We start from the raw sequence: 24,159 nt of genomic DNA, 5'->3' as shown, positions 1-24,159 counted from the left end.
CGGCTTACAGCGCCGCCGACAGTTGATGACGAATCAGATGATCAGTTCACCAGTGAAGTGCCGCCGCACCTTGCGCGGGTTCCAGCCGGTGAACCGTATGGTGTGGTCATCCACTTCCTCAGCGGCGAAGGCCACAGTGGCAGGCAGCGTGACCGGTGCCTCAAAGTGGATGCTCCAGCGGTGTCCAGCCTGTTCCGGCTCGCGCCCTTCGAGCATCCGGCCAGCGGAGTACATTCCGTGCACAATGGCACTGGGCATTCCAAGGGCCTTAGCACCAAGGCTGGACACATGGATGGGGTTGTAGTCCCCGGAGACCGCCGCATAGGCACGTCCGGCATCAGCCCCGAGCTTCCAGGACGCAGTCTTGGTAGGCGGCACGAAGGCCGGACCCGGCTCATCATTCCTGTCAGGTTTGCCCGCCAAGTAGGTTCCGCGGTTCAGATATGTGGACACGCTGCTCCACAGCGGCTGCGTACCTCCATCAGCGGTGACATCGACATCCGCGGAGAAAATCTCCACCACGATGTCCACCTGGGTCCCTCGGCGATGTGCACGCAGATTCTCCGCGCGCGCCAGAATCTGCAGGGCCTCTTCAGCGCCGATCGGCTGGTGATGCTCCACCTGGTTCGACAAATGAACCATGCCCATCAGCTGCAGCGGGAAATCATCCTGGCTCATCAGCGCCATCTGCACCGGGAAGGCCGCGATGTGCACCAGCACCGAAGGCAGCGAACGGCGGTGCACGCCGTCGAAGACCTCGCCGCCGAAGAGCGCTCGGTACTGCTCAACCTGTTCGGGTGTGATCCCAGGGTGGCTAGCAAGCACCGGCACTTGCGGCAGAACTCTTAAGTTCCCGCTGGAGCTGATGGCATTGCGCGCAGCATCCAGTGCCGCACCGAGGTAGAGCCGCGAGAGCTTCGGCGTACGAATGCGCCGGGGTTCTTCGAAGGAGGTGGCAGCTGGTGTCATACCCCTCACGCTCCTACCAGGTTCTGTCCGCAGACTCGCAGTGTCAGACCACTGGTCCCACCGGCTGCCGGTGAGGCGAGAAACGCGATCGTCTCGGCCACATCCTCTGGGCGACCGCCCTGGTTCAGGGAGTTCAAGCGCCGGGCTACCTCACGGGTGGCGAAAGGTATCTTCGCGGTCATCTCCGTTTCAATGAAGCCGGGGGCAACAGCGTTGATCGTGCCATGCCGTGCCTGAAGCTGCGCCGAGGTGGCAGAGACCATACCGATGACGCCGGATTTCGACGCCGCGTAGTTGGTCTGACCGCGGTTGCCCGCGATACCTGAGGTGGAGGCCAACGACACGATCCTGGGACCCGATGACCCGCCGTCGGGCCCGGTCGCTTCGCTGCGGCTGAAGAACTCAGAGGCAAGAAAGATCTTGTTCATGCGAAGCTGAGATTCAATATTGACCGCGATCACGGACTCCCAGCGGGCCGGGTCCATATTGGCCAGCAGCTTGTCCCGGGTGATTCCGGCGTTATGCACCAGGATGTCAAGCCGCCCGTAGTGCTGCTCGGCGTGGTGGAGGATACGCTGTCCGGCGTCGTCGGCGGTGATATCCAGCTGCAGGGCAGTACCGGAGACCTCGTTGGTCACCTGCGCCAGCTGCTCCCCGGCAGCAGGGATGTCCACCAGGATCACCTGGGCACCATCGCGGTGCAGTATGCGTGCGATGGAGGCCCCGATCCCCCGGGCTGCGCCGGTGACCACCGCTACCTGGCCTTGCAGTGGGCGGCTCCAGTCAGCAGGCAGCGAACCGTTCACGCTGGAGACGGTGATGAATTGACCTGAGACAAAGGCAGAACGGCCAGAGAGCAGGAAGCGCAACGCCCCAGCGATTCCCGGAGCGGCAGCATCGAGGTTCTGCTCCAGAATGATCCCGTTTGCGGTACCACCTGCGCGCATCTCATGGGCGAGCGACCGGGTCAGCCCCTCCACGCCCTTTCGCGCCGCGCGTGCCGCTGGATCCTCAGTTCCTGCTGGATCCCGGTACACGGTAATGGCACGGGAGGACGAGCCCAGCTGTTTGACCAGTCCGCCCAGTTCCAGAGTCACCTGACTGAGATCACCCGGTGTGGCCACCGTGTCGAACACTGCGACCACTGCCGCGATCTTCTCTTTGGCGCCCACATGCCGGCGCACATCCACGTCCCAGCTCAGCAGCTGCTGGGCAATGGCCTCGCTGGCTGCGGAGTCTCCCAGAACCACCACGGTGCCTGGGATCAGCGGCGCCTGCGGGCTGTAGCGGCGCAGCTTGGCCGGCTGGGGCAGGCCTAGCGACTTGGTCAGTCGCTTGCCCAGGTGCGTATTGGCAAACTCCGTGTAGGTGTCTTTAGCCATGCTCACCGTCCCTCAATGATGGCGGTGATGCCCTGACCGCCAGCGGCACAGACGGAGATGAAACCGAGCTTGCCGGGCTTGCCGTGCAGCTGCTTGGCCAAAGTGGCCACGATGCGTCCACCAGTGGCTGCGAACGGGTGGCCTGCGGCGAGCGATGAACCTGCGACATTGAGCTTGGTGCGGTCGATGCTGCCCAGCGGGGCATCCAGACCGAGCTTCTCGCGGCAGAACTCCTCAGACTCCCAGGCCTTCATCTGGGCCAGCACTGTGGAGGCGAATGCCTCATGGATCTCGAAGTACTCGAAGTCCTCGAAGGTCAGCCCATTGCGGGTCAGCATGCGGGCTGCTGCATAGGCAGGAGCCATCAGCAGGCCTTCGGCGCCGTCGACGAAGTCCACCGCGCCTTCTTCGTAGTCCACGAAGTTCGCCAGTTTCGGCAGGTCATGCGCGTCTGCCCATTCCTCGCTGCCCAGCAGGACAGTAGCTGCACCATCGGTCAGCGGGGTGGAGTTGGCTGCCGTCGTGGTGGCCTGATCTCCGAGGTCCTTGCCAAAGACCGGGGAGAGCTTGCCCAGCTTCTCCAGGGTGGAGTCAGCGCGCAGATTGTTATCGCGAGTCAGGCCCTTAAAGGGCGTGACCAGGTCATCGAAGAAACCCTCGTCATAGGCTTTGGCCAGATTCTTGTGGCTAGCCAGGGCCAGCTCGTCCTGCTCTTGGCGGGTGATGCCCCACTGATGAGCTGTGATCGCCATGTGTTCACCCATAGAAAGGCCGGTGCGGGGCTCATTGACCCCCGGTGCCTGCGGGGCCAGATGGCCGGGGCGGATCTTCGCCAGCGCCTTCAGCCGCTGGCCTACCGAACGGGCGCGATTGGCCTCCATCAGGATGGCGCGCAGCTCATCGGTCACCACGATAGGAGCGTCCGAGATGGAGTCCACCCCGCCTCCGATACCGGATTCGATCTGCCCCAGCTTGATCTTATTGGCCAGCGAACCAATGGCCTCCATACCGGTGGCGCAGGCCATCTGGACGTCGAAAGCTGGGGTGGCGGGATCCAGCGGGGTGCCCAGCACAGATTCGCGGGACAGGTTGAAGTTCTTGGAGTGTTTGAGCACTGCACCTGCGGCCACCGTGCCGATGCGTTCGCCCTGCAGACCATAGCGAGCTACAAGACCATTAAGCGCTGAGGTGAGCATGTCCTGGTTGGAAGCCTTCGCATACTTTCCGTGAGCACGGGCGAAGGGGATGCGGTTGCCGCCGATGATCACGGCGTTGCGGACGGGAGTTTCAGCAGGCATCAAATGCTCCTTCAGAGGGTCAGCTGCTTTTTTATTACTCGCCAGTATCTTAGACTACTTTGTGTTGAACATCACGTTCACTCCAGCACCGAGTGAGGATGCCGCTTTGACCAGCGGTTGGTACCCACTCTGTCATCCCGAACCCTGTACGACCAGGAGGTCCCATTGGCCGAGCAACTGAACACCGAACCCACCGATATCGTCGCCTCTGTAAATATTGCGGAACTCGAGGAACTGCTGTTGGGCAAGTGGGCCGAGGCTCGCCGCGGATCACGCAAGCTGGTCAAGGACAGTCGCCTGCACAAGATTGAAGGACTGACTAAAGAAGAACACCGTGCTCGGGTCATGGAGCAGATGCACCTGCTGGCCGAAGCCGGGATGGTCCGCAAACCCTTCCCGGAGGAGTTCGGCGGTGAGAGTGACAACGGCGGCAACATCGCAGCCTTCGAAGAGCTGGTGACCGCCGATCCTTCCCTGCAGATCAAGGCTGGTGTGCACTGGGGACTCTTCGGCTCAGCCGTGCTGCACCTGGGCAGTGCTGAGCATCACCGGCGGTGGCTGCCTGACATCCTGGATCTCACGGTGCCAGGAGCCTTCGCCATGACAGAAGTCGGGCATGGATCCGACGTCGCCTCCATCGGCACCACCGCCACTTACGACGCCGATTCTGAAGCGTTTATCCTGCACTCCCCCTTCCCTGCCGCTACGAAGCGCTACCTGGGCAATGCGGCTAACGATGCCAAGGACGCGGTGGTCTTCGCCCAGCTGATCACCAACGGGGTCAATCATGGAGTGCACTGCTTCTACGTCAATATCCGTGATGATCAGGGCAATCCGCTGCCAGGCATCACCATTACTGACGATGGCCATAAAGGCGGACTCAATGGCATTGACAACGGGCGCTTCACCTTCGACCACGTGGAGGTCCCCCGGACACATCTGCTTGATCGCTACGGCAGCGTAGAGCCTGACGGCACCTACTCATCCCCCATCGACTCCCCCGGCCGGCGCTTCTTCACGATGCTCGGCACCCTGGTGCAGGGTCGGGTCTCGCTCACCGGCGCAGCTGTGGCAGCCAGCAGAATCGCGCTCATCGGCGCCGTTACCTACGGCAACCAGCGTCGTCAGTTCAATGCCGCCTCGAGCACAGAGGAGGAGGTGCTGCTGGACTATCAGCTGCATCAGCGGAGGCTGATCCCACGCCTGGCCACTACACTCGCGGCCGGTTTCGCCCAGGAGAAGCTGCTGGAGAAATTCGACGACGTCTTCTCCGGCCGTGATGATACCGATGCCAACCGGCAGGAGCTGGAAACACTGGCAGCGGCCATCAAGCCCACGGCCACCTGGCACGCGCTGGATACTATCCAAGAGGCCCGCGAGGCCTGCGGTGGTGCAGGTTTCATCAGCGAGAACCGGTTCACCTCATTGCGGGCAGACCTCGATGTCTATGTGACCTTCGAAGGTGACAACAACGTCCTGCTGCAGCTGGTGGCCAAACGTCTGCTCTCGGACTACGCATCAGAGTTCAAGAACGCCGATGTTGCCGCGCTGGCCAGCTATGTGGCTACCCAGGCAGGGTCAACGGTGATGCACCGGTTCGGTCTGCGGCAGGCTCTGCAGACTGTTCAGGACACCGGTGATGAACGACGCAGCGCCAACTGGTTCAAGCAGACCGAGGTCCAACGGAATCTGCTGACGTCTCGGGTTCGCCAGATGGTGGTGGATGTAGCCAATGAACTTCGCAGCGCTTCCAAACTGCCGCAGGCGGAGCAGGCGAAGGTCTTCAACGAGCACCAGTACGAGATCATCAATGCCGCCAAAGCTCATGCCGATCTCCTGCTCTGGGAAGCCTTCACCGATGCACTGGATCACATCAAGGATCCCGGCACCAAGGAAGTGATGACCTGGCTGCGCGACATCTACGCGCTGACCACCATCGAACAGACCCTGGACTGGTACTTGGGCAACGGGCGGATCTCGGTCCAGCGAGCACGGACGCTGAGTCCCTACATCAACCGCCTGTTGGCCCGGGTGCGTCCGCATGTGCAGGACGTGGTGGATGCCTTCGGCTACGAGCCCGAGCATATCCGCATGGAGGTCGCCTCAGGAGATGAGCTGATCCGTCAGGAGGAAGCTATGGAGTATTACCGCAAGATGCGCGCCTCCACGGATGCCCCAGTGGATGAAAAGGTCCTGCGCGAACGTGAGAAGACAGCTGCCCGCCGCCGCTGACTTCCCTTTACCATCCACTTTTCGCGCTACCAGCCCGGATACGGCAGTGTAAAGCGAAAAGTGGATGGTAAAACGGCTGAGTTGGTGCGAAACAGCCGGCATCTGCTGTTGGGCAGCACGCTGCGGCCGAACCCGCTTAGCCGGCGGCAGCCTGGGCGCGCAGCGCCCGCAGCAGATGGTCTCGTTCCTCGATGACAATCCGCCGCAGTGCTGAAGGGGCGTCGTCGTGCAGGTCCAACCACCGCGTAGCCAGCAGCGCCACGGGGTGGTTCTCAGGCTCGGCATCCCCAAGAGCTTCGGAGCCCGGGAAGAGCCCGCGCACCACACGGGTGGCCTGCCCCTGAGTCATCTGCGACCAGATGTCCTGCAGTGCGGTGAAGTACTCCACCACATAATCCCCGGTCAGCGCTGCTCCCGGTGAGGTATCGGCCATGAAACCGTCGACGACGGCGGTGAGGTGGTCATTGGAAAGCTCTTGGCCCTGCTCGTCGGTTCCAGCTAATGCTTGCCGGAAGGCACCCTCTTTCACCTTCGGGTCCGGCTGCGCAGCCAGCGCCAACCGATGGGCGATCTTTGCCCGGGCTGTGGTGCGTGAAGCCAGTTCTGCATCCAGCTGATCCTTCCCGACCCGACCGTGGGCCGAGAGTGCCTGTAGGAAGGCCCAGCGGAGCTCCTCATCAACTTCCAATCCGCTGATCCCATGCTCTGCTGCTCCACCGTCGAGCAGCGAAGCCAGCAGATCAAGCTGCGAATCGTGCCGCCGCGAGATCAGCGCCAGGGTACGGGCAGCCGCGCGCTGGACGTCGCCGCCGTCGACCTCGGTGAGGAACTCGGCCAGCCGGGAGGCGAACTGAGCCTCCAGCGCCGGCCGCGCGTGGGCCGGGGTGAAACGCTCGCACGCCATATTGGCCTGACGCAGCAGAGTGCCGGCTACTGCGACCTCGGGGATCTGCAGTCCCAGTCTGCTCACGGCCTGCACGAACCGTTCGGCGCTGAGCTCAGCATCACGGGTCATCGACCACAGTGAGGCCCACACGGTGGCCCGAGCCAGTGGATCAGCGATCGGGTAGCTCAGCGCGGCAGCCACTGATTCTGCGTCCAGGCTGAGCTTTGCGTACGTTAAGTCCTTCTCATTCGGCAGGATCAGCCGCGGCCGATCGGACTCCGTGAGTCGCAGAGCGGGAACTTTGGTGAGCCCGTCAGGCGCATCACTGGACAGTTCCACCGGCACGCTCTGAGTCAGCGCCAGCTCGCCGTCGCCGTTGAGCTCATAGAGTCCCACCTCGATGACATGGGGGCGAGCCACCTGCTCACCGGTGGCCGGGTCCAGGCCGGTCTGCCGAATAGCCACACCGCTGTCGGTGAGCTCGGTACTGAGCACCGGAATGCCCGAGGTCTGCAGCCAAGCGGTGGCCCATGCGCGCATATCCTTGCCCGTAACCTCCTCCAGGATGCTCAGGAAATCCTCCAGCTGTGCATTGCCGAAGGCGTGACGGGAGAAATAGCGCCGTGATGCTTCACGGAAATCTTCCCGGCCGGCAAAGGCCGCCAGCTGCTTGAGCACACTGGCCCCTTTGGCGTAGGTGATCCCGTCGAAATTCTGGTCCGCGGCCTCCAGGTCCGGAATATCGGCGACGATGGGATGAGTGGTGGGCAGCTGATCCTGGACGTAGGCCCAGCCTTTGCGGGAGTTGGCAAACGCCACCCAAGCGGTGTCGAAGTCGGTGGCGGCATCCACCGCGAAGGTGCCCATATAGTCGGCGAAGGACTCCTTCAGCCACAGATCGTCCCACCAGCGCATGGTCACCAGGTCGCCAAACCACATATGGGCCATCTCATGCAAGATCGTATTGGCCCGCTGCTCATGCTGTGCCTCTGTTGCGGCGGTGTCGAAGACATACGCCTCGGTAAAGGTGACCAGACCCGGGTTCTCCATGGCCCCGAGGTTGTACTCGGGCACGAAGACCTGGTCGTATTTGGCCTCACCTCCGGGGCCACGACCCCAGGGATAGCCGTAGGCGAACTCTTCGTGGAAGAACTCCAGGCCCTGCACCGTGATGGTGAGAATCTCTTCGGCATCGAGGTGCTCTGCCAGCGCAGCCCGGCACAGCACGGCGAGGTCAATATCGCGCCATCGCCCGGTCTCCAGGTGGTAGGGGCCCGCCAGCAGCGCGGTGATGTAGGAGCTCATCGGCTCGGTCTCAGCGAAGTCCACCCGGACCAGCTCGACGCCATCGAGCCCTTCGGCTTCACCGGGCACGTGTTCGCGACTGATCTCCGGTGAATTGGAGCGCAGCTGCCAAGTCTCGGGACCAGTGATCGCGAATCGGAAGCGTGCCTTCAGATCAGGCTGTTCGCACACCGGGAACACTCGGCGAGAATCAGCGGCCTCGAACTGGGTGTAGAGATAGACCTGACCATCGGAGGGGTCCACGAAACGGTGCAGTCCCTCGCCGGAGCGGGAGTACTTCGAGGTGGACGAGATCTGCACGGTATTGGCGCCGTCGCGGAGACCCGGCAGCAGGATCCGAGCGGCACTGACCGCCTCCTCCAGGGCAATGTCCTCGCCGTTGATCTGCAGTGATTCCACGGAAACACCGATGTAATCCAGGAATGGCACACTGCGGGCACCGGCCGCGGCGTCGAAGGATAACTCCACAACGGTGGTCACGCCGAACGTGGTGGCACCTTCCGCCGCGGCTCGGGAGAGATCCACATGCACCTGATAGGAGGAGACCGAGATGGCCGATGAACGATCAGCAGCCTCATCGCGGCGGAGATTCTCCTCGCCGGCACGTGGGAACGGGGACTCTGCGGCAGACACGGTGGGTTCAGACATAGGAACATTCAAGCAGACTCCCAGCTTCGCGGCTTTCTCGGCACAGTCGTCTGTGGAACAGTAAGCACATGGCAGACCTCTTCACCGATTACGCCGCAGCTATGCAGCGTTCCAGCGCATTCGATGAGATGTTCGGCCATGATGGTTTGCTGCGCGCCGACTACACCGGTGTCAACGAGGTGCTTCAATCGCTGACCCTGCCAGATGTGGAAGCTCGCGCTGAGGCCATGGCCCGCACATTCTTGGACCGCGGGGTCACCTTCGACTTCGCCGGGGAAGAGCGCGCCTGGCCACTGGACATTGTCCCGCGCATCATCGCCGGCGCCGAATGGAACAGCGTCTCCACCGGGGTGTCCCAGCGGGTACGGGCTCTGGAGTGCTTCCTCAACGATGTCTACGATCGCATGGACATCGTTCGCGACGGCGTGATCCCCCGTCGCCTGATCACGACCAGCGCCCATTTCCACCGCGAGGTCCATGGGTTCCCCACCCCGGGCGGGGTACGCGTACATATCTCCGGTATCGACCTAGTCCGAGATGACCGCGGAACGTTCCGCGTTCTCGAAGACAACGTACGGGTCCCCTCAGGTGTCAGCTATGTCCTGGAGAACCGCCGAGCCATTGCCAAAGGTCTGCCCGAAGCCTTCAGCGGAGCCAGTATTCGTCCCGTGGAGGAGTATCCTCGGCGGCTGCTCTCTGCACTGCGGAAAACAGCCCCCGAAGGGGTGGACGATCCCACCGTTGTGGTGCTGACCCCCGGGGTCTATAACTCCGCCTACTTCGAGCACACGCTGCTGGCCGGGATGATGGGCGTAGAACTGGTGGAGGGTCGGGACCTGGTCTGCCGCGGCAATCGGGTCTATATGCGAACCACAGAGGGTGAGCAGCGGGTGGATGTGATCTATAAGCGCCTCGACGACGAGTTCCTCGATCCGCTGCAGTTCCGCGCGGACTCCATGCTGGGCGTGGCAGGACTGGTCAATGCGGCCCGGGCTGGAAACGTCACCATTGCCAATGCAGTAGGCAATGGTGTGGCTGATGACAAGCTGGTCTACACCTATGTACCGGAGATCATCCGCTACTACCTGGGCGAGGAACCCATCATCCCCAATGTGGACACCTACCGGTTGGAAGAACCTGAGGCTCGTGAAGAAGTCATGGATCGGCTCGCGGAACTGGTGGTCAAACCGGTCGATGGTTCCGGTGGTAAAGGGCTGGTCATCGGCCCTGCTGCCAGCGCTCAGGAACTTGAAGACTTGCGCCGTAAGGTCCTGGCTGACCCGCGTGGGTGGATTGCGCAGCCGGTGCTGCAGCTCTCTACCGTGCCCACACTGGCGGACTCCACCTTCGGGCCTCGCCATGTTGATCTTCGCCCCTTCGCAGTCAATGACGGCGAAGAGGTCTGGGTGCTTCCCGGCGGCCTGACCCGAGTCGCGCTGCAGGAAGGCTCCCTGGTGGTCAATTCTTCACAGGGTGGCGGATCCAAGGACACCTGGGTTCTTGACGATGATGAGATCCCCTCCGATGTGCCCACCGGCGCAGTTCCACTGTCTTCGCGACGCCGGCCCTCGGCCCAGCGGGTATGGCCTAGTGCCTTCCGCTTAGGGGGCACTGCCTCAGAACAGTTCGACGAACAGCAACAACAGCAGAACCAGCAGTGCATCTCCGCAGAATACGACGACGGCGGGAAGGGCTCCTGATGCTCAGTAGGATCGCAGAATCGCTGTTCTGGATCGGACGCTATGTGGAACGCGCAGATGGAACAGCTCGGATCTTGGATGTCCACCTTGAACGGCTGAACCAGCTTCCGCTGAACGAGCAGCGCACTGTCTCAGCCAATCTCCTGGCGGTCATGGGGGCTACGCCCGGCACCCAGGAGGACGGTCCTCCCGGGGTCCAGGAACTGCTGGCCCGGCTGGCTTTTGACACGGCCCAGGCCAACTCGATTGCTGGCTCCCTGGCTGCGGCACGGGAGAATGCCCGCCGGGCTCGGGAAACCGTATCTACACCGGTATGGGAATCCCTGAACGCCACGTGGAACGGTCTCGCTGCGCATCGCCAGGATGTAGTGGGCACCTATCGATTCTGCAGTTGGGTCATCGAACGCACAGCCACTGTCCAGGGCCTAGCGGATTCAACCATGAGCCGCGATGACGCTTGGCAGTTCCTTTCGCTGGGGCGCTCACTGGAGCGCGCCGATATGACAGCCAGAATGCTGGCCACCGGCGATGAACAGGCGTTTCGGCTCTCCTGGGTTAATATGCTGCGTTGCGCCGGGGCTTACGAGTCCTTCCTCCGCAGCCGGCGGGCAGCCTTCGGCGAAAGCTTCGCAGCGGAGTTCCTGCTCCTGGACCGACTTTTCCCCCGCTCCGTAGTTTCCTCACTGCGCCAGGTCGAGCAAGCACTGATCGCACTTGATCCGCAATACCACCGCACCGGAGCGATGGATCAGGCGCGGCGGCTCGTGGGTCAGGCGCGGACTTTCCTGGAGTTCCACCACACTGAGGACCTTATGGCCGAGCTTCCTGAGCATCTGGAGCGTGTCCAGGCTGCCTGTGCAGGAGCCTCGGACGCCATTACCGCCAAATACTTCTCGCAGGCTGCAGAGCGAGCTTGGACCGGCGAGAAGATCTAGGAGACTGCCGTGACCCGCCTCTACGTCCAGCATCGAACTCGCTATCAGTATGAGATTCCCGTCCAGGTCTCCTATAACGAGGCCCGGATGACGCCTCAGACCGATGCCCAGCAGGTGGTCCTGGAGACTGCGCTGAGCGTCCGCCCTCAGGGTGCCTCAGTGGCGACATACCGAGACTACTGGGGCACCAAGGTGCACACTTTCGACCTGCATGCTGCCCACGAGGAACTCACCGTCGCCGCGGAGGCACTAGTGGAGGTTCATCGCCTCGAGAAGCAGCATGCACCAGAAGAGCTGCTGGACTGGCATGAACTCAGCGGCGCTGAGACCTTTGAAGAATTCAGTGACTTCCTCCCGCAGTCTGCGCTCTCTGAGCCTGGTGAGGAGCTGGCCTTGGCTGCGGCGGGGATCGCACGGGGCCGGACGCCCCATGACGCGGCGCATGCTCTCTTTGCCTGGCTGCGAGAAGAGATGGAGTACCAACCTGGCCACAGCCAGGTCAGCTGGGATGCGCGAACAGCATTCCACGCTCGTAAGGGAGTCTGCCAGGATCTCTCACATGTAGGCATCGGAGCACTGCGCAGCCTGGGACTTCCAGCGCGCTACGTCTCTGGTTATATCCATCCCGACCCGGAGGCAGCTGCCGGCACCCCGGTGGCCGGACAGTCACACGCTTGGCTAGAATGGTGGGACGGGCGCTGGCACTCCTGGGATCCGACGAACCATCAGCCCGCTGGAGACCACCATATTTTCGTCGCGCGTGGTCGCGATTATGCTGATGTGCCGCCCTTTAAAGGGATACTCTCCGGCGGCGGCGGTCAGACCACCCTTGATGTGGAAGTCACTATTACTCGACAGGCGTAGCGCCCAGGAGTTCCTCGCGTTCGCGGGCTTCGCGCTTGTCCCGGCGGCGGTCATTGAGCAGGCACATCACAATCGCCACAGCGAAGAGCAGAGTCAGCGGAGCCATGATGAAGAACATGGTGATGGCCTCGCCACCTGGAGCGGCCAGGGCGGAGACCACGGCGATACCCATCACCACCCCGCGCCAAGACTTCAGCACCTGTTTGCCGCTGACTAGCCCCATCATGTTGATACCGACCAGAATCACCGGGATCACCATGGCCGCGCCGCAGGCTAGGAAAAGATGCAGCACAAACGTGAAGTAAATGTCGAGCGCGATGAGGTTGGATGTGCCTTCAGGATTCAACCCAAAGAAGAAGTGGATAGCCCGCGGAAGGATCCAGTACGCCAACAGGATGCCACCAAGAAACAGCGGAACCGACGCTGCAATGAACGCCAGCGCATAGCGCTTCTCCGTCTTCTTCAGCCCCGGCATGATGAAGGCCCACAGCTGGTAGAGCCAGATCGGTGAGGAGACGATTATGCCGACAAACAGCGACATGCGTATCAGCAGATCCAGTGGCTGACCTACCGTATTAAAGGTCAGTCCTACCAGTCTGCGATCCTCAGCATCGACATAGCTCATGACCGGCTCCGCGAGCGCCGTCACTACCCAGTCATAAAGAAAGAAACCGGCGACGGCACCTGCCACTACGCCGAGTGCGGCAATCAGCAGACGACGACGAAGTTCCCGCAGATGGTCGCGCAGGGACATGGTGCCTTCGGGGTCCCGGCGTCGGCGTTTGCTCCGTTTGCGCCCTGCTTGAGACTCCGCTCCCCCGCGTGGCGGATTCCCGGACGACACACTGCTGCGGGGATCGCTGGACTGCGTCCTCGCCATCGCGGTCAGCGGCGGTCTTCCCGCTCAGACCCGTTGGCCTCCGGCTGGCGATAGCCCTCGGCCTCTGGTTCGCTGCGGCGGGATTCCTCACGCGTTGCGGGATCGATGACGCGGCCTTCAACAGTCGGCTTCTCAGCATCTGAGTTGCGGGGCTTATCATCGTCCCGCATGTTGCGCACCTCGGACTTGAAGATACGCGCAGATTCGCCCAGGGACTTAGCCAGCTTGGGCAGTCGGGTTGCGCCAAAGAGCAGCAGGACGATGGCCAGGATGATCAGCCACTGGGTCGGTGAAGGAGGGGTCATGCGTCTATGGTACGCCCTATCAGGAACTCCGCACGCTGACGCACCTGCTCACGCAGAGCCTCAGGTTGGAGCAGTTCGATGTCCCCGCCAGCGTCGAAGATCAGCTGAATCAGTGCCGCCGCACTGCGGTAGTGGGTGGCGATGACGCGGGCGCCGTCGTCCTCGATCTTATGCCGCTGCGGAGCGAAGGCATCTGCCTCAGCTGCCGCGGAGGGAGCAAAGCGCAGCACCGCGTCCACCGACTCGGCGGTACGCGGAACACGTGCTGCCGGTACCTGATGCAGCGGCAGCTCTCGCGCCGCTTGGCTTCGCTCACTGCCGGCGAGCACTGTCAGGGTTCTCATCCGATCCAGTCTGAAGAGCCGCTCCCCACCGGCGGTGTGGCAGAAAGCACGCAGATAGCTGCGGGGTCCGTCATGAACCAACTGGACCGGGTCGATGATTCTGCGGCTGATAGAGCCTTCAGCATCTTGGTACTCCATATCGGCTGCAGTGCCTTCAGCGATGGCCTGCGCAGCAGCAGTCAGTACGGTCTCGTCGACTCGGCTGGCAGTCATGGTCACGCTCCGAGCACTTTGGGCCAATGCCTCAGGGACCAGGGTGAGGATCTTTCGGCGCAGGCTTCGGGCCGCCTCGGAGAGGCTCTGCTGCCCTTCGGAACCGAGATCGATCACTACCTGCAAGGCGATGAGCAGCGCCAGAGCTCCGGGCTTGCTCAGTGAAACAGGTCTGGCAAGCGGGGTGGAGTCATCCAAGGAACTGTCCAGCAGGACAATGGGCGCATCGGCAGGCAAGTACTGCTGTTCGAACTCCTCATAGCTCAATGGCGGCAAAGGACTGACGGTGATGAAATCGGCAAAATAGTTCCGGTCGAATGAACCAACCTGCTGCAGGCTCAGCAGGTCCCGCTGCAATTGTCGCGGGCTGATCCCATATTTCTGCAGAAGCTCGCTCGGGGGCACCCCATCATGAGCGAGCAGATAAGCAGCCATATTCAAGACCCGCTCAATCTTGGTCTCTGCGGGGTCGCTGCTGCGTCCTGCGGTTAATGGCCGAAGCCGCGGAACTTCCGCAGGCTGGGCGTGGAGCCTGTAGATCTCGTGGAGTCCGTCATGACGTTCCTGGCCCGCGGTGAAGGCCTCCAGGACAGCGCGGATATCCAGTTGCGCGTAGCGCGTTCCTGCGGCGATCTCATCGATGGCCTGCTGAACATCAGCGGAAAACGGCGGCTTCAGCGGCACCGGCGTTCCCTGGATGCGGTCCAGCCGAAAACTGCGCTGCTGATCCCGGTCCAGATCGTGAGCGATGAGGTACCAATGCCCTCGGGCACCCAACCCCAGCGGCACCACCCGCCGTTGCTGCACACCACGCCTGCCATGAGCCGTGTACCCGAAGCTGAGCGGACGGTCAGTGCCCAGTTGCGCCAGGATCACCAGCTGATCCAACTCCTGCTCAGAGCCGAGACTTAGCTGCAGTGCTGGGCCAGGGTCAGGCAGCGGTTCCTGCTGTCCGTCGGCACCGCGGATCTCTGCGACGGATTCGAGAGCCCAGAGTGCGTGATCAAGACCGCGCAGCCGACTGCCCGAGAATAACGTCCGGGCACGCTGTAGGGCGATCCGTTCGGCAAGCTCCAGGGTCAGTGGCGGGAGCCCATAATCGGCAGCGGAGATGGTGTAGCGGTACTCCTCGCCGTCGGCCTGTGGTTCTTGGATGTCGATGCCACAGGCACGCAGGTGCTTCTTATCCCTGCTGAACTCACGATCCCAGCTCTCCCAGGTCTGCCCGTTGGCTTTGGCAGAACGGTAGAGCTCGACGCGTTCACGGATTTCGGCTTTGGTCAGTCCCAGCGGCCCGGCGTCCATAATGGTCCGGGCCACCGAGAGGGCCCGGGCTACTCCGTAGTCCGCGGTGGCCTCCTGCGCAGCGCTCATCTTTTCACGCTATCAGCGTCTTCGGCGCTGCTCAGGCCTTGCGCACCGAGACCAGATCCACCACAAAGATCAGGGTCTCGTTGGACCCGATAGCTGATCCAGCGCCGCGCTCGCCATAAGCCAGGTGCGGCGGAATCTCGAAACGACGACGAGCGCCTTCCTTCATGCCGATCAGTCCCTGGTCCCAGCCCTGGATGACCTGACCCACACCCGCGGTGAAGTCGAGGGTCTGTCCACGGTTCCAGGAGGCGTCGAACTCTTCGCCGGTGGACCAGGCTACGCCCACGTAGTGGCAGGAGATCTGGTCACCGGGTTCAACGGCTGCACCGCCGCCCGGGATCAGTTCCTCGATCACCAGCTCCTCGGGAGGGGTCTCACCGGGGAAGTCGATTTCCGGCTTGGTGCGGTCGTAGCTGCGCTCTCCGAATGACATTGTTCTTTACTCCTCGTCCTGGTCGCCGTCGTTCTCCGCGGCGTCTTCCTCGGTCTCTTCATCTGCGGGAGCCTGGTCCTCGGCTGGAGCGTCGCCGCCTTCGCCGCCGCCCTGGCTTTCCTGCATCTGACGCAGGAGCTCCTCGAGCTCCTCTTCACTCATATCGCCCATGTCAGGCTGCTGGGCAGGTGCCTGTGCTTCACGCAGGGTGGCGTCGTCGATGGCTTTGATGATGTCCACCACGAAGATCAGCGTGCCGCCTGGGCGCCCATCGGCGGTCATGCCGTCTTCACCTTCGGCTTCGCCGTAGGCCTGGTCTGCAGGGATGACCAGCAGCACGCGGTCGCCAACGCGGTGACCCTTGACGCCCTCGATCCAGCCCTCGATGACCCCTCCGGTCAGCGAGAAGGGGAAGGGCTGACCGGGATCTCCGGCATCGCCCAGCGGCGGTGTTGTCGGGCTGGGCTCTACCGATTCTTCACCGTCGGAATCCTGAGCCTCTTCCGCGGCCGCAGCTTCTTCTTCGGTGATCCAGGAGCCGTCAAACTCCTCGCCGTCTTCCCAGCGCCAGCCGCGGTACTGGACAAAGACGTAGTCGTCGTCGGCCAGCTGCTCTCCCTCGCCGGCGATCAGCACTTCGCTGGTCAGCTCCTCGGGAGCCTCAGCCTCGGTGTCGTGATCCACAAGCTCAGGCGCCTGGCCAATCTCATTGTCGATCTGTGGCAGATCTCCGGACTGTTCCTGCACCTCTCCGGAGGCGTGGTTGGGGTACTGATCCTCCAACCGCACGGCGAACAGCTGATCGCGGTTGCCGGTCTCTGCGGAGGCCGCCATGAAAATAGCCAGCTCGCTTCCTACCGTGACGCCGTCCATGGTGAAGGCGTCGTAGACGAAGTCATCGGCGGCATTCTGCGAGGCCTCCAGCTGGGGCAGCCACATCATAGATGGCAGCGGCTGTCCGAAGCTGTCAGTTTGGATGTCGCCTGACTCAGGGTCTACGGCAGCCAGGTTGTATTCGATGATCGAGGACGTGTCCACCTCTTCGCCGTCCCCAGCGCTGAGTACACGTGAGGAGTTCTCCGCGGCGTCGATCTCGCCGTTGATCAGTACCTCAGCGCCGCGCTGCCCCTCCTCTTCCCGGACAGTGAGCTCGACGACAGACAGGGAATCGCTATCACCAAGACCGGTGCCTTCAACGCCTCCACAGGCGGTAAGCGCAAGGGCGGAGACGGACAGCAGAACGGTGGATGTGCGTAGGCGTGAAGTATGCATCAGAGGGCACCTTACAGGGTTGTGCGGATGAGCGGGGAATATTGGACGGTCACAGGCGCGTGGCTTTCGAAGGTTGGCCGTCGGCTCAGCTCAGGGTGTCTTAGATCAGCGGTGGTTCGGCCGCTGCGGCTGGTCCGGCCAGTACGTAACGGTCTGAAAGCGCCACGGAAGCGCTCTGCTGCTGCCGCTCTGCCAGGCTGAGTTCGCGCAGTTGGGTACTTGGATCGCCTAGTCGTGCCAGCAGTGACTCGATACGAGGATCTTCGGTGGCGAATGGATCCTTCAGCATCACGGTCTCCAGCGGGCGGTCCACCAGTTTGTGGTGTACCCAGTCCACCGTGCATTCTGCGCCGTAGGCCCGTGCGGTGGAGAGGAACTCCCCACGGATAGCTGCTCGGGTGGCCGGCGGGGTGACCATGGCCTGCTGAACCTGTTCGTCGGTAATGACTTCGTTGACCAATCCACGACGCCGAAGCAGGTGGAAGAGGCCGCGCTGGGGATTGACATCGTGGTAAGCCATGTCGATTTGCTCCAGACGTGGGTGATCAAAACCGATCCCCTGCCGGTTGGCGACGTCTTCTACCAGCCGTTTCTTAATCGCCCAGTCGATATCGCGGTCGATGAGACTGTGGTCACCGGTCTGGACGGCTTCCAAGGCGCGCTCCCAGAGCTCAAAGATCTCTTGGACGTGCTCATGGTGAGCACCGTGCTGGCGGACGAACCGCTGAGCGCGTTCCAGCAATCCGCGTTGGATCTCCACTGCGGTGAACTCGTCACCTCCGCGGATGCGGACCTTGGCCTCGCCGGTGATGTCATGGCTGATATGCCGGATAGCCCCGATCGGGTTCTCCAACTCAAAATCACCCACCGGCACACCGGACTCCACCATTCGCAGCACCAGATCCGTTGAGCCGTAACGCAGCAGCGAGGTGGTGCTGGACATATTGGAGTCGCCCACGATCACGTGCAGCCGGCGGTGTTCAGCGGCGTCGGCGTGGGGCTCATCCCGGGTGTTGATGATGGGACGCGAGCGCGTGGTGGCCGAAGAGATGCCTTCCCACATGTGATCAGCACGCTGGGAGAAGGCGAAATGCGCCTCGCGCTCAGTGTCACTGGGCACCACTCGTCCGGCACCGGCGATGATCTGCCGGGTCACCAGGAAGGGCAGCAGGATGCTGGAGAGCCTGCGGAAGTGGGTGGTGCGCGGGATGAGGTAGTTTTCGTGGCTGCCGTAGGAGTTCCCGGCTGAGTCCACGTTGTTCTTCAGCACGTAGACCTGTCCGTTGAACCCATCGGCGGTGATGCGCTCCTGGGTCCATACCGCCAAGTCGTGCATGATCGCTTCACCTGCACGGTCGCAGGCGATGAGATCCAGCAGATCCGCGCACTCGGCCGTGGCGTATTCCGGATGCGAGCCGACATCAAGGTAAAGCCGGGAACCATTGGGGATGAAGATATTGGAGCTGCGGCCGAACTCCACCACCGGGCGGAAGAGGTATCGGGCGAGCTCATCCGGCGGCAGTCCCCGTCCTGGACCCGCGGCGACCCCCTCCGGGGCTGCTGCGGGCCGATGGACCAGCCCGAATTCGGTCTCAACACCGTAGACGCGTCGATCCACGCGCTACTGTCCGCCCTTCTGCACGAATCCCTTGACGAACTCTTCAGCGTTTGACTCCAGCACCGTGTCGATTTCATCCAGCAGGCTATCCAGTTCCTGGGCCCGCTGGGATGCCTGCGGATTGCTCTGCGGCTGGGAGGCGTCGACGGCGGCGTCGTCGTCTCCTGAGGGGCGGTGTGGCTGCTTCTGCGGCTGGGCTGCCATAGGTTCTCCTCCAGAAGGACGGTAGTGGTGTCATCGTAGGTTATCTGCCCCGGTGCCCGGGCGTTGTGTCAGCTGGAAGCCGAGAGCAGCTCGTCTAAGCCACTGATCAGTTCCTCGGCTGACTGCGCCTGGCGCAGCACTGGTTCGGCCTGGATCCGGCGTCCACCCAATGGGTCCGCCAGTGCGAGCCTGTGCGGCGGAGTCACCGGGTCTTTGCGCAGCAGCACCTGGTCCCAGCCGGCACCGGCGAGCACATCGGCGTGGTCTTTGACCAGGGTGCCCCGCAGCCAGGCGCGAGTCTCCTCGGGGGGATGCGTTGCGGCCCAGCTGACCTGCTCATCGGTGAACAGTCGGCGCATGCGGCCTGCTCTGGACAGCTTGTAGTAGAGCCCCTTCTCCGCACGGAGGTCGTGATACTGCAGATCGATCATCCCCAGCAGCGGGGCGGACCAGTCCAACCCATCCCGGCGCCGGTACGACTCGAGAACCTGCAGTTTGGCGATCCAATCCACCCGGTCAGCGGCACGCCAGAGGTCCGTGCGCAAATCCTCGATGAGGTTTTGCCAGGCCTCCAGCATTTCGGCAGTCTCTGTATCCGGGGCGGTGTGGTTCAGCGCTGATGCCATGATCCGATCGGCTCGCTGCTGCGCTGCTTCCAGGTAGAGCTGCTGGATCTCCAGGGCCGTCATCTGCCCGCGGCTGGTCTTGACGGTCACTGTCAGTGTCGGGTCATGGGAGATCGCCCGCAGTGCTGCCACCGGGTCGTCCAGTTCCAGCTTGGGGGCGGCGCCGGATTCGATCAGATCCAGCACCAGGGCTGTGGTGCCCACCCGCACCCAGGAAGAGTATTCACTCATATTCGCATCGCCGATGATCACGTGCAGGCGGCGCCACTGGTCACGGTGGGCATGGGGTTCATCACGGGTATTGATGATGGGCCGGCGGACGGTGGTCTCCAGGCCCACTTGCTCCTCGAAGAAGTCCGCGCGCTGGGAGATCTGAAACCCTGCAGTCTGGGCCTGCTGGCCGATACCTACCCGGCCTGCCCCGCAGAGCACCTGCCTGGTCACAAAGAAGGGCAGCAAGCCGGCCACGAGATCATCGAAGTCCACTGACCGTGGCACCAGATAGTTCTCGTGCGCCCCGTAGGAGACCGACTTATTGTCCGTGTTGTTCTTATAGAGCAGGACCTCCGGGGCGCCCTCCTCCTGCGAGAGTCGTTCGGCGGCCGCCCGGGCGATCTCATCACCGGCCACGTCATAGAGCACCGCCCGTTTGGCTCCCACTGCCTCAGGTGCGGAGTATTCGGGGTGGGCGTGGTCCACATAAAAGCGTGCACCGTTGGTGAGGACCAGGTTCATCAGCAGTTGGGGCTGTCCCTGCCGCAGCTGGAAGAAGTCGCCGCGCCAGTGCGGAGATCCTGGGGCGTGGAAACTCCGGCCATGCTCGGCCACATCCGCTGGTGTGGGGTCTCCCCCGGTGACGTTGCCCAGGGCGTCACGAACGTTGCCTTGACCGGCCTCCTGTTCGGTGGCGTAGCTGAGCGCTTCGTCGGTGTCAGTGAGCTGGCTGGGGTGAGCGGCTGATCGCGGCAGCACCCAGCCACGGGCGTCCACCAGGGGCGATTCACCGCTGTAATCCCATTCGGTGCCGGCCACTGAGCTGCCGTTCTCGGTGGCGTAGGCGGCATAGGCGTTGATGAGTTCAATCGAGAGCGCCACATGGCTGGCCCGCGGATTGGCTGGAGCGTGGATCCCGTATTCGGTCTCCATGCCGATGAGTCTGCGCACGCTCATCGGTTGAACCCCAGCCCTGCACCCATGGCGTGCTGCTCTGCCATCTCGTCTTCCACCGCCGCCAGCAGGTGCTCCACGGTGATGCCCTTGGCCTCAGGGTCTTCTTCCAGTGCCAGGAACTCCTTGATAGCGGCTTTCTTGGCGCGGTCCACAATGTTGCTCAGCACCGCACCGGACATGAACCCGGCCTGGTCCGGGTAAAGGGCAGTGACCACGGCGTCGATCAGTGCTTCCCGGGCCGCTGCGGGTCCACCGTGATGCTGCAGCAGAGAGCCTCTGATCGGCACTTGCTCGCCTAGGTGGATACGCAGGATCTCGCGGGCGCCTTCGGCAGAGGGGCGCTGGACTCTGATCTTCACGTCCAGACGTCCCGGCCGCAGAATGGCCGGATCAATCATGTCTTCGCGGTTGGAGGCACCGATGACGATCACATTATCCAGTGATTCCACGCCGTCGATCTCTGCCAGCAGCTGCGGGACGATGGTGGTCTCCACATCCGAAGAGACTCCGGTGCCGCGGGTCCGGAACAGGGCTTCCATCTCATCGAAGAACACCACCACGGGGTTTCCGGAGGAGGCGCGCTCCCGGGCGCGGGAGAAGATCACCCGGATATGCCGCTCGGTTTCGCCCACGTATTTATTCAGCAGCTCCGGGCCTTTGATGTTCAGGAAGTAGGCCCCGGAGGCTGTGTCCTCAGAGAGTGAAGAAGCCACTGCTTTGGCGATCATGGTCTTACCGCAGCCTGGGGGCCCGTAGAGCAGGATGCCCTTGGGCGCGCGAAGTCCGTGCTCACGGTAGAGCTCTGAATGCAGGAACGGCATCTCCACGGCGTCGCGAATCTGCTCGATCTGCTCGGCCAGGCCACCGATATCTGCGTAGGAGACGTCCGGGGACTCTTCCAGCACCACATCTTCGACCTCAGAGAGCGGCACAATTTCAGTAGCGGTGCCGGTGCGCAGATCAACGACGACGGCGTCGCCGATCCTCACTACCTCGCCCTCGCCGCTGGCGGCGGCGGAGAGTTTGACCAGGCGTTCCTCCTCGCCGCGGGTGATGATGACCAACCGCCCGTCGCGCAGGACCTCTTTGACGCGGGCGATTTCTCCGGTGCCCTCGGGCTCCAGGATCGCCACGATGGTGTAGTTCTCGTTCAGCAGCACTTCGCTGCCTGGGCTCAGCTCCTCGGGCTGGATCAGCGGGGAGACAGAGACACGCAGTTTCCGGCCGGAGTGCAGCACATCGCAGCCGGGGGCGACGGCGGCCTCGATCTCCCGTCCTTGGACAGCCTCGCGGGCCGGCCGGTAGGCAATCACGGTGGCAAAGGTGAACGGAGCCTGACCGTCGGCCTCCAGCGCCTGCTTGAGCTGCTCGATCTGGCCCCGTGTGGCTTCGAGCAGACCGGTGAGGCGATCGTTATTGCGCCCGGCAGCCTGGAGCTTCTGCTCGAGCTCGCGGTCACGCTGCCGGAGATTGTCGATCTGCCGGTGGGCCTGGCTGAGCTTGGACTGGAGTTCTTCGGTCAGGGCTTCGGTCACTCTTGGGGCACTCCTTTGGCCTTATCAGCAATGGTCTGGGCGTTGGCCGCTGCTCGGCGCGCCTTCTTCTTCGATACCACGCGAGTCTTAAGGCTCTCCTCATCCCAGACCGCATCTTCCTGGTTGCCGCCCCAGGCAGCCTTATCCTCGGCGGAGGGCTCGGAGACCTTTTCGCGCTTCTTCAGCTGCAGCGGACGGTGGTCACCGGCCAGCCGTCGGGTGGCCAGGAGGAATCCGGTATGCGCCACCATCCGGTGATCAGGGCGAACCGCCAGACCATCCAGGTGCCAGGTGCGCAGCATGGTTTCGTGGGCTTCGGGCTCAGTGAATCCCTCGGAGTCGCGGATGGCTTCGGCCAGCCGGCTCAGCTGGGTCACCGTGGCCACATAGGAGACCCAGACACCTCCGGGTGCCAGGACAGTCTTGACCATATTCAGGCAGTCCCATGGGGCAAGCATGTCCAGGACCACGCGATCTACTGTCTGCGGCTGCTCGATCTCCAGCGGCGTGGTTCCGGCATCGCCGAGGTGGATCTCCCAGCCTGGATGCTGCTGCCCGAAGAAGGCCTCGACATTACCGCGGGCGATCTCAGCGAACTCCTCACGCAGCTCATAGGAGTGCAAGCTGCCGGTGTCTCCCACCGCTCGCAGCAGCGAGATGGACAGCGCACCGGAGCCCACTCCGGCTTCAAGCACGTGAGCACCGGGGAAGATATCGGCCACTTGGATGATCTGCGCTGAGTCTTTGGGATAGACCACGGTGGCACCGCGCGGCATGGACAGCACAAAATCGTTGAGCAGCGGCCGGAGCACCTGGTACTCGTAGCCGGCGTCATTGGCCACCACAATGCCTTCGGTTTGGCCGATCAACTCGTCATGGCGCAGGACCCCCTGGTGGGTATGCCATTCGCCGCCTTCGGCCAGAGTGATGGTGGACTTACGGCCCTTATAGTCGGTGAGCTGAACTCGCTGGCCGGGTTTCAGCCTGCCCTTGCGCATATGAGCACCGATGGCTTGGCGCTCAGCGGATTCGGCGGTCTGGGGTGCGGTGGTCTCGGAGATGACGGTATGTCCTTCAGTGATGCGGATCTATCGATGGGCCCGTCAGCAACGGGTTGCCGGTGCGGGCCTGGGCGGTGCCCTTGGGTAATGACCCTGGGTAGTGGGCCTTAACAGGTGGTCCTAGACAGCTGCCCCGGCCGGAGTTTTGCTGAGCAGCTGTGTGAGGTCTTCAGTGCCGAGGCCCTGCAGTGTCTGGAGAAGATGCCACTGGCCGTTCTCGGGCAGCGGGGTGTAGTGCGGCACGGCCAGGGTGACCATGCCGGAGGCGGCCGCGGCTGCGGTTCCTGGCACCGAATCCTCGATGGCGACACATCGCTCACGTACTAAGTCCTCACCGGTGCGTTCTCGGTGGTCCTGGCTCATCGTGTCAAAGGCCAGGTTGTAGGCCTCCGGATCCGGCTTGCCGGCGCTGACCATGTCACCGGAGACGATGAACTCCATCTGTCCATCCGGCAGAGCGGAGACAATGGCTTCGGCAAGTGGCTTCCAGGACATCGTCACCAGCGCATTGCGCACGCCCTGGGCGTGAAGGTCGCTGAGCAGTTCACGGGCCCCTGGTCTCCAGGGGATCTCTGCTGAACATTTGGCGATGACCTCACCGATGAGATGGGTGATGATCTCCTCGGTGCCCATCCTCACCCCCGATTCCTGAAGAATCTTGGCTGAGAAGTCCAGCGCCTGACCCACCAGCAGGTGAGCCTTCTCATCAGACCACGTTCCACCGTGGGCTTCGACGAGTTCGTGCTGACTTTCAATCCAGTAGGGCTCAGTGTCCACGAGGGTACCGTCCATGTCCCAGAAGACGGCTTGAAGTTCTGACATGCCCACCATCGTACGCTTCTCATGATGGGTCATCGGGGCTAGTGTGAGAATTGTGAGCGAGCATTACCGGCAGTCCGAGTCAG

The 24,159-nt window shown here is 62.8% G+C and carries 19 protein-coding genes; 4 read left to right on the top strand and 15 right to left on the bottom strand.

Annotated elements, in window-relative coordinates:
- Positions 1 to 33: 33 nt before the first annotated feature.
- Genes ABEA23_RS12660 through ABEA23_RS12650 form a run of 3 tightly spaced genes read right to left on the bottom strand, consistent with a single transcriptional unit; the run spans position 34 to position 3,649 of the window.
- Positions 34 to 969, bottom strand: coding sequence for a MaoC/PaaZ C-terminal domain-containing protein (locus ABEA23_RS12660; RefSeq protein WP_345478369.1), 936 nt, complete (start codon positions 967 to 969; stop codon positions 34 to 36).
- Positions 970 to 974: 5 nt separating this feature from the next.
- Complete coding sequence (locus tag ABEA23_RS12655; protein WP_345478368.1) at positions 975 to 2,351, bottom strand: 3-oxoacyl-ACP reductase; 1,377 nt, start codon at positions 2,349 to 2,351, stop codon at positions 975 to 977.
- Between the two features lie 2 nt (positions 2,352 to 2,353).
- Positions 2,354 to 3,649, bottom strand: coding sequence for an acetyl-CoA C-acetyltransferase (locus ABEA23_RS12650; protein ID WP_345478367.1), 1,296 nt, complete (start codon positions 3,647 to 3,649; stop codon positions 2,354 to 2,356).
- Between the two features lie 165 nt (positions 3,650 to 3,814).
- Here ABEA23_RS12650 and ABEA23_RS12645 point away from each other — a divergent pair, with 165 nt between their 5' ends.
- Positions 3,815 to 5,881: an acyl-CoA dehydrogenase family protein gene (locus tag ABEA23_RS12645; protein ID WP_345478366.1), complete on the top strand. Its 2,067-nt coding sequence runs from the start codon at positions 3,815 to 3,817 to the stop codon at positions 5,879 to 5,881.
- A 136-nt stretch (positions 5,882 to 6,017) separates the two neighbouring features.
- Here ABEA23_RS12645 and pepN read toward each other — a convergent pair whose 3' ends face one another.
- Positions 6,018 to 8,720 (bottom strand): aminopeptidase N, encoded by a 2,703-nt coding sequence (gene pepN, locus ABEA23_RS12640; RefSeq protein ID WP_345478365.1) that lies wholly within the window; start codon positions 8,718 to 8,720, stop codon positions 6,018 to 6,020.
- Positions 8,721 to 8,788: 68 nt separating this feature from the next.
- Here pepN and ABEA23_RS12635 point away from each other — a divergent pair, with 68 nt between their 5' ends.
- From ABEA23_RS12635 to ABEA23_RS12625, 3 genes are read left to right on the top strand one after another with little or no spacing between them, the layout of a single operon-like run.
- Positions 8,789 to 10,420 carry a circularly permuted type 2 ATP-grasp protein gene (locus ABEA23_RS12635; RefSeq protein WP_345478364.1) on the top strand — a complete coding sequence of 544 codons (1,632 nt, stop codon included), beginning with the start codon at positions 8,789 to 8,791 and terminating at the stop codon, positions 10,418 to 10,420.
- Complete coding sequence (locus ABEA23_RS12630) at positions 10,420 to 11,355, top strand: alpha-E domain-containing protein (protein ID WP_345478363.1); 936 nt, start codon at positions 10,420 to 10,422, stop codon at positions 11,353 to 11,355. Before ABEA23_RS12635 ends, ABEA23_RS12630 begins: the two co-directional genes overlap by 1 nt.
- A 9-nt stretch (positions 11,356 to 11,364) precedes the next feature.
- Entirely contained in the window at positions 11,365 to 12,219 is an 855-nt protein-coding gene (locus ABEA23_RS12625; RefSeq protein ID WP_345478362.1) for a transglutaminase family protein, read from the top strand.
- Here the strand turns inward: ABEA23_RS12625 and tatC are convergent.
- The 11 genes from tatC to ABEA23_RS12570 form a co-directional block, all read right to left on the bottom strand.
- Positions 12,203 to 12,973, bottom strand: coding sequence for a twin-arginine translocase subunit TatC (gene tatC / locus ABEA23_RS12620; RefSeq protein ID WP_345478361.1), 771 nt, complete (start codon positions 12,971 to 12,973; stop codon positions 12,203 to 12,205). The genes ABEA23_RS12625 and tatC overlap by 17 nt on opposite strands.
- Before the next feature lie 131 nt (positions 12,974 to 13,104).
- Complete coding sequence (gene tatA / locus ABEA23_RS12615; RefSeq protein WP_345478360.1) at positions 13,105 to 13,404, bottom strand: Sec-independent protein translocase subunit TatA; 300 nt, start codon at positions 13,402 to 13,404, stop codon at positions 13,105 to 13,107.
- Positions 13,401 to 15,335, bottom strand: coding sequence for a helix-turn-helix transcriptional regulator (locus tag ABEA23_RS12610; RefSeq protein ID WP_345478359.1), 1,935 nt, complete (start codon positions 15,333 to 15,335; stop codon positions 13,401 to 13,403). Before ABEA23_RS12610 ends, tatA begins: the two co-directional genes overlap by 4 nt.
- Before the next feature lie 31 nt (positions 15,336 to 15,366).
- Positions 15,367 to 15,768 carry an FKBP-type peptidyl-prolyl cis-trans isomerase gene (locus ABEA23_RS12605; protein WP_345478357.1) on the bottom strand — a complete coding sequence of 134 codons (402 nt, stop codon included), beginning with the start codon at positions 15,766 to 15,768 and terminating at the stop codon, positions 15,367 to 15,369.
- Between the two features lie 6 nt (positions 15,769 to 15,774).
- Positions 15,775 to 17,040, bottom strand: coding sequence for an FKBP-type peptidyl-prolyl cis-trans isomerase (locus ABEA23_RS12600; protein ID WP_345478356.1), 1,266 nt, complete (start codon positions 17,038 to 17,040; stop codon positions 15,775 to 15,777).
- Between the two features lie 100 nt (positions 17,041 to 17,140).
- Positions 17,141 to 18,658, bottom strand: a complete 1,518-nt coding sequence (gene pafA / locus ABEA23_RS12595) for a Pup--protein ligase (RefSeq protein ID WP_345478355.1) — start codon at positions 18,656 to 18,658, stop codon at positions 17,141 to 17,143.
- Positions 18,659 to 18,661: 3 nt separating this feature from the next.
- Positions 18,662 to 18,862, bottom strand: a complete 201-nt coding sequence (locus tag ABEA23_RS12590) for a ubiquitin-like protein Pup (RefSeq protein ID WP_044494877.1) — start codon at positions 18,860 to 18,862, stop codon at positions 18,662 to 18,664.
- A gap of 68 nt (positions 18,863 to 18,930) precedes the next feature.
- Complete coding sequence (gene dop / locus ABEA23_RS12585) at positions 18,931 to 20,658, bottom strand: depupylase/deamidase Dop (RefSeq protein ID WP_345478354.1); 1,728 nt, start codon at positions 20,656 to 20,658, stop codon at positions 18,931 to 18,933.
- On the bottom strand, positions 20,655 to 22,193 hold the full coding sequence (arc, locus tag ABEA23_RS12580; protein WP_345478353.1) for a proteasome ATPase: 1,539 nt from the start codon (positions 22,191 to 22,193) through the stop codon (positions 20,655 to 20,657). The genes dop and arc overlap by 4 nt, the downstream gene beginning before the upstream one ends.
- A complete protein-coding gene (locus ABEA23_RS12575; protein ID WP_345478352.1) occupies positions 22,190 to 23,191 on the bottom strand; it encodes a tRNA (adenine-N1)-methyltransferase in 1,002 nt (333 codons plus the stop codon). Before ABEA23_RS12575 ends, arc begins: the two co-directional genes overlap by 4 nt.
- Before the next feature lie 183 nt (positions 23,192 to 23,374).
- Complete coding sequence (locus tag ABEA23_RS12570; protein ID WP_345478351.1) at positions 23,375 to 24,109, bottom strand: HAD family hydrolase; 735 nt, start codon at positions 24,107 to 24,109, stop codon at positions 23,375 to 23,377.
- Positions 24,110 to 24,159 lie beyond the last annotated feature (50 nt).

Source organism: Nesterenkonia rhizosphaerae (assembly GCF_039544555.1).
GTDB lineage: Bacteria > Actinomycetota > Actinomycetes > Actinomycetales > Micrococcaceae > Nesterenkonia > Nesterenkonia rhizosphaerae.
Note: the sequence above shows the minus strand (reverse complement) of the source record. Positions and strands in the feature narration are given on the sequence as shown.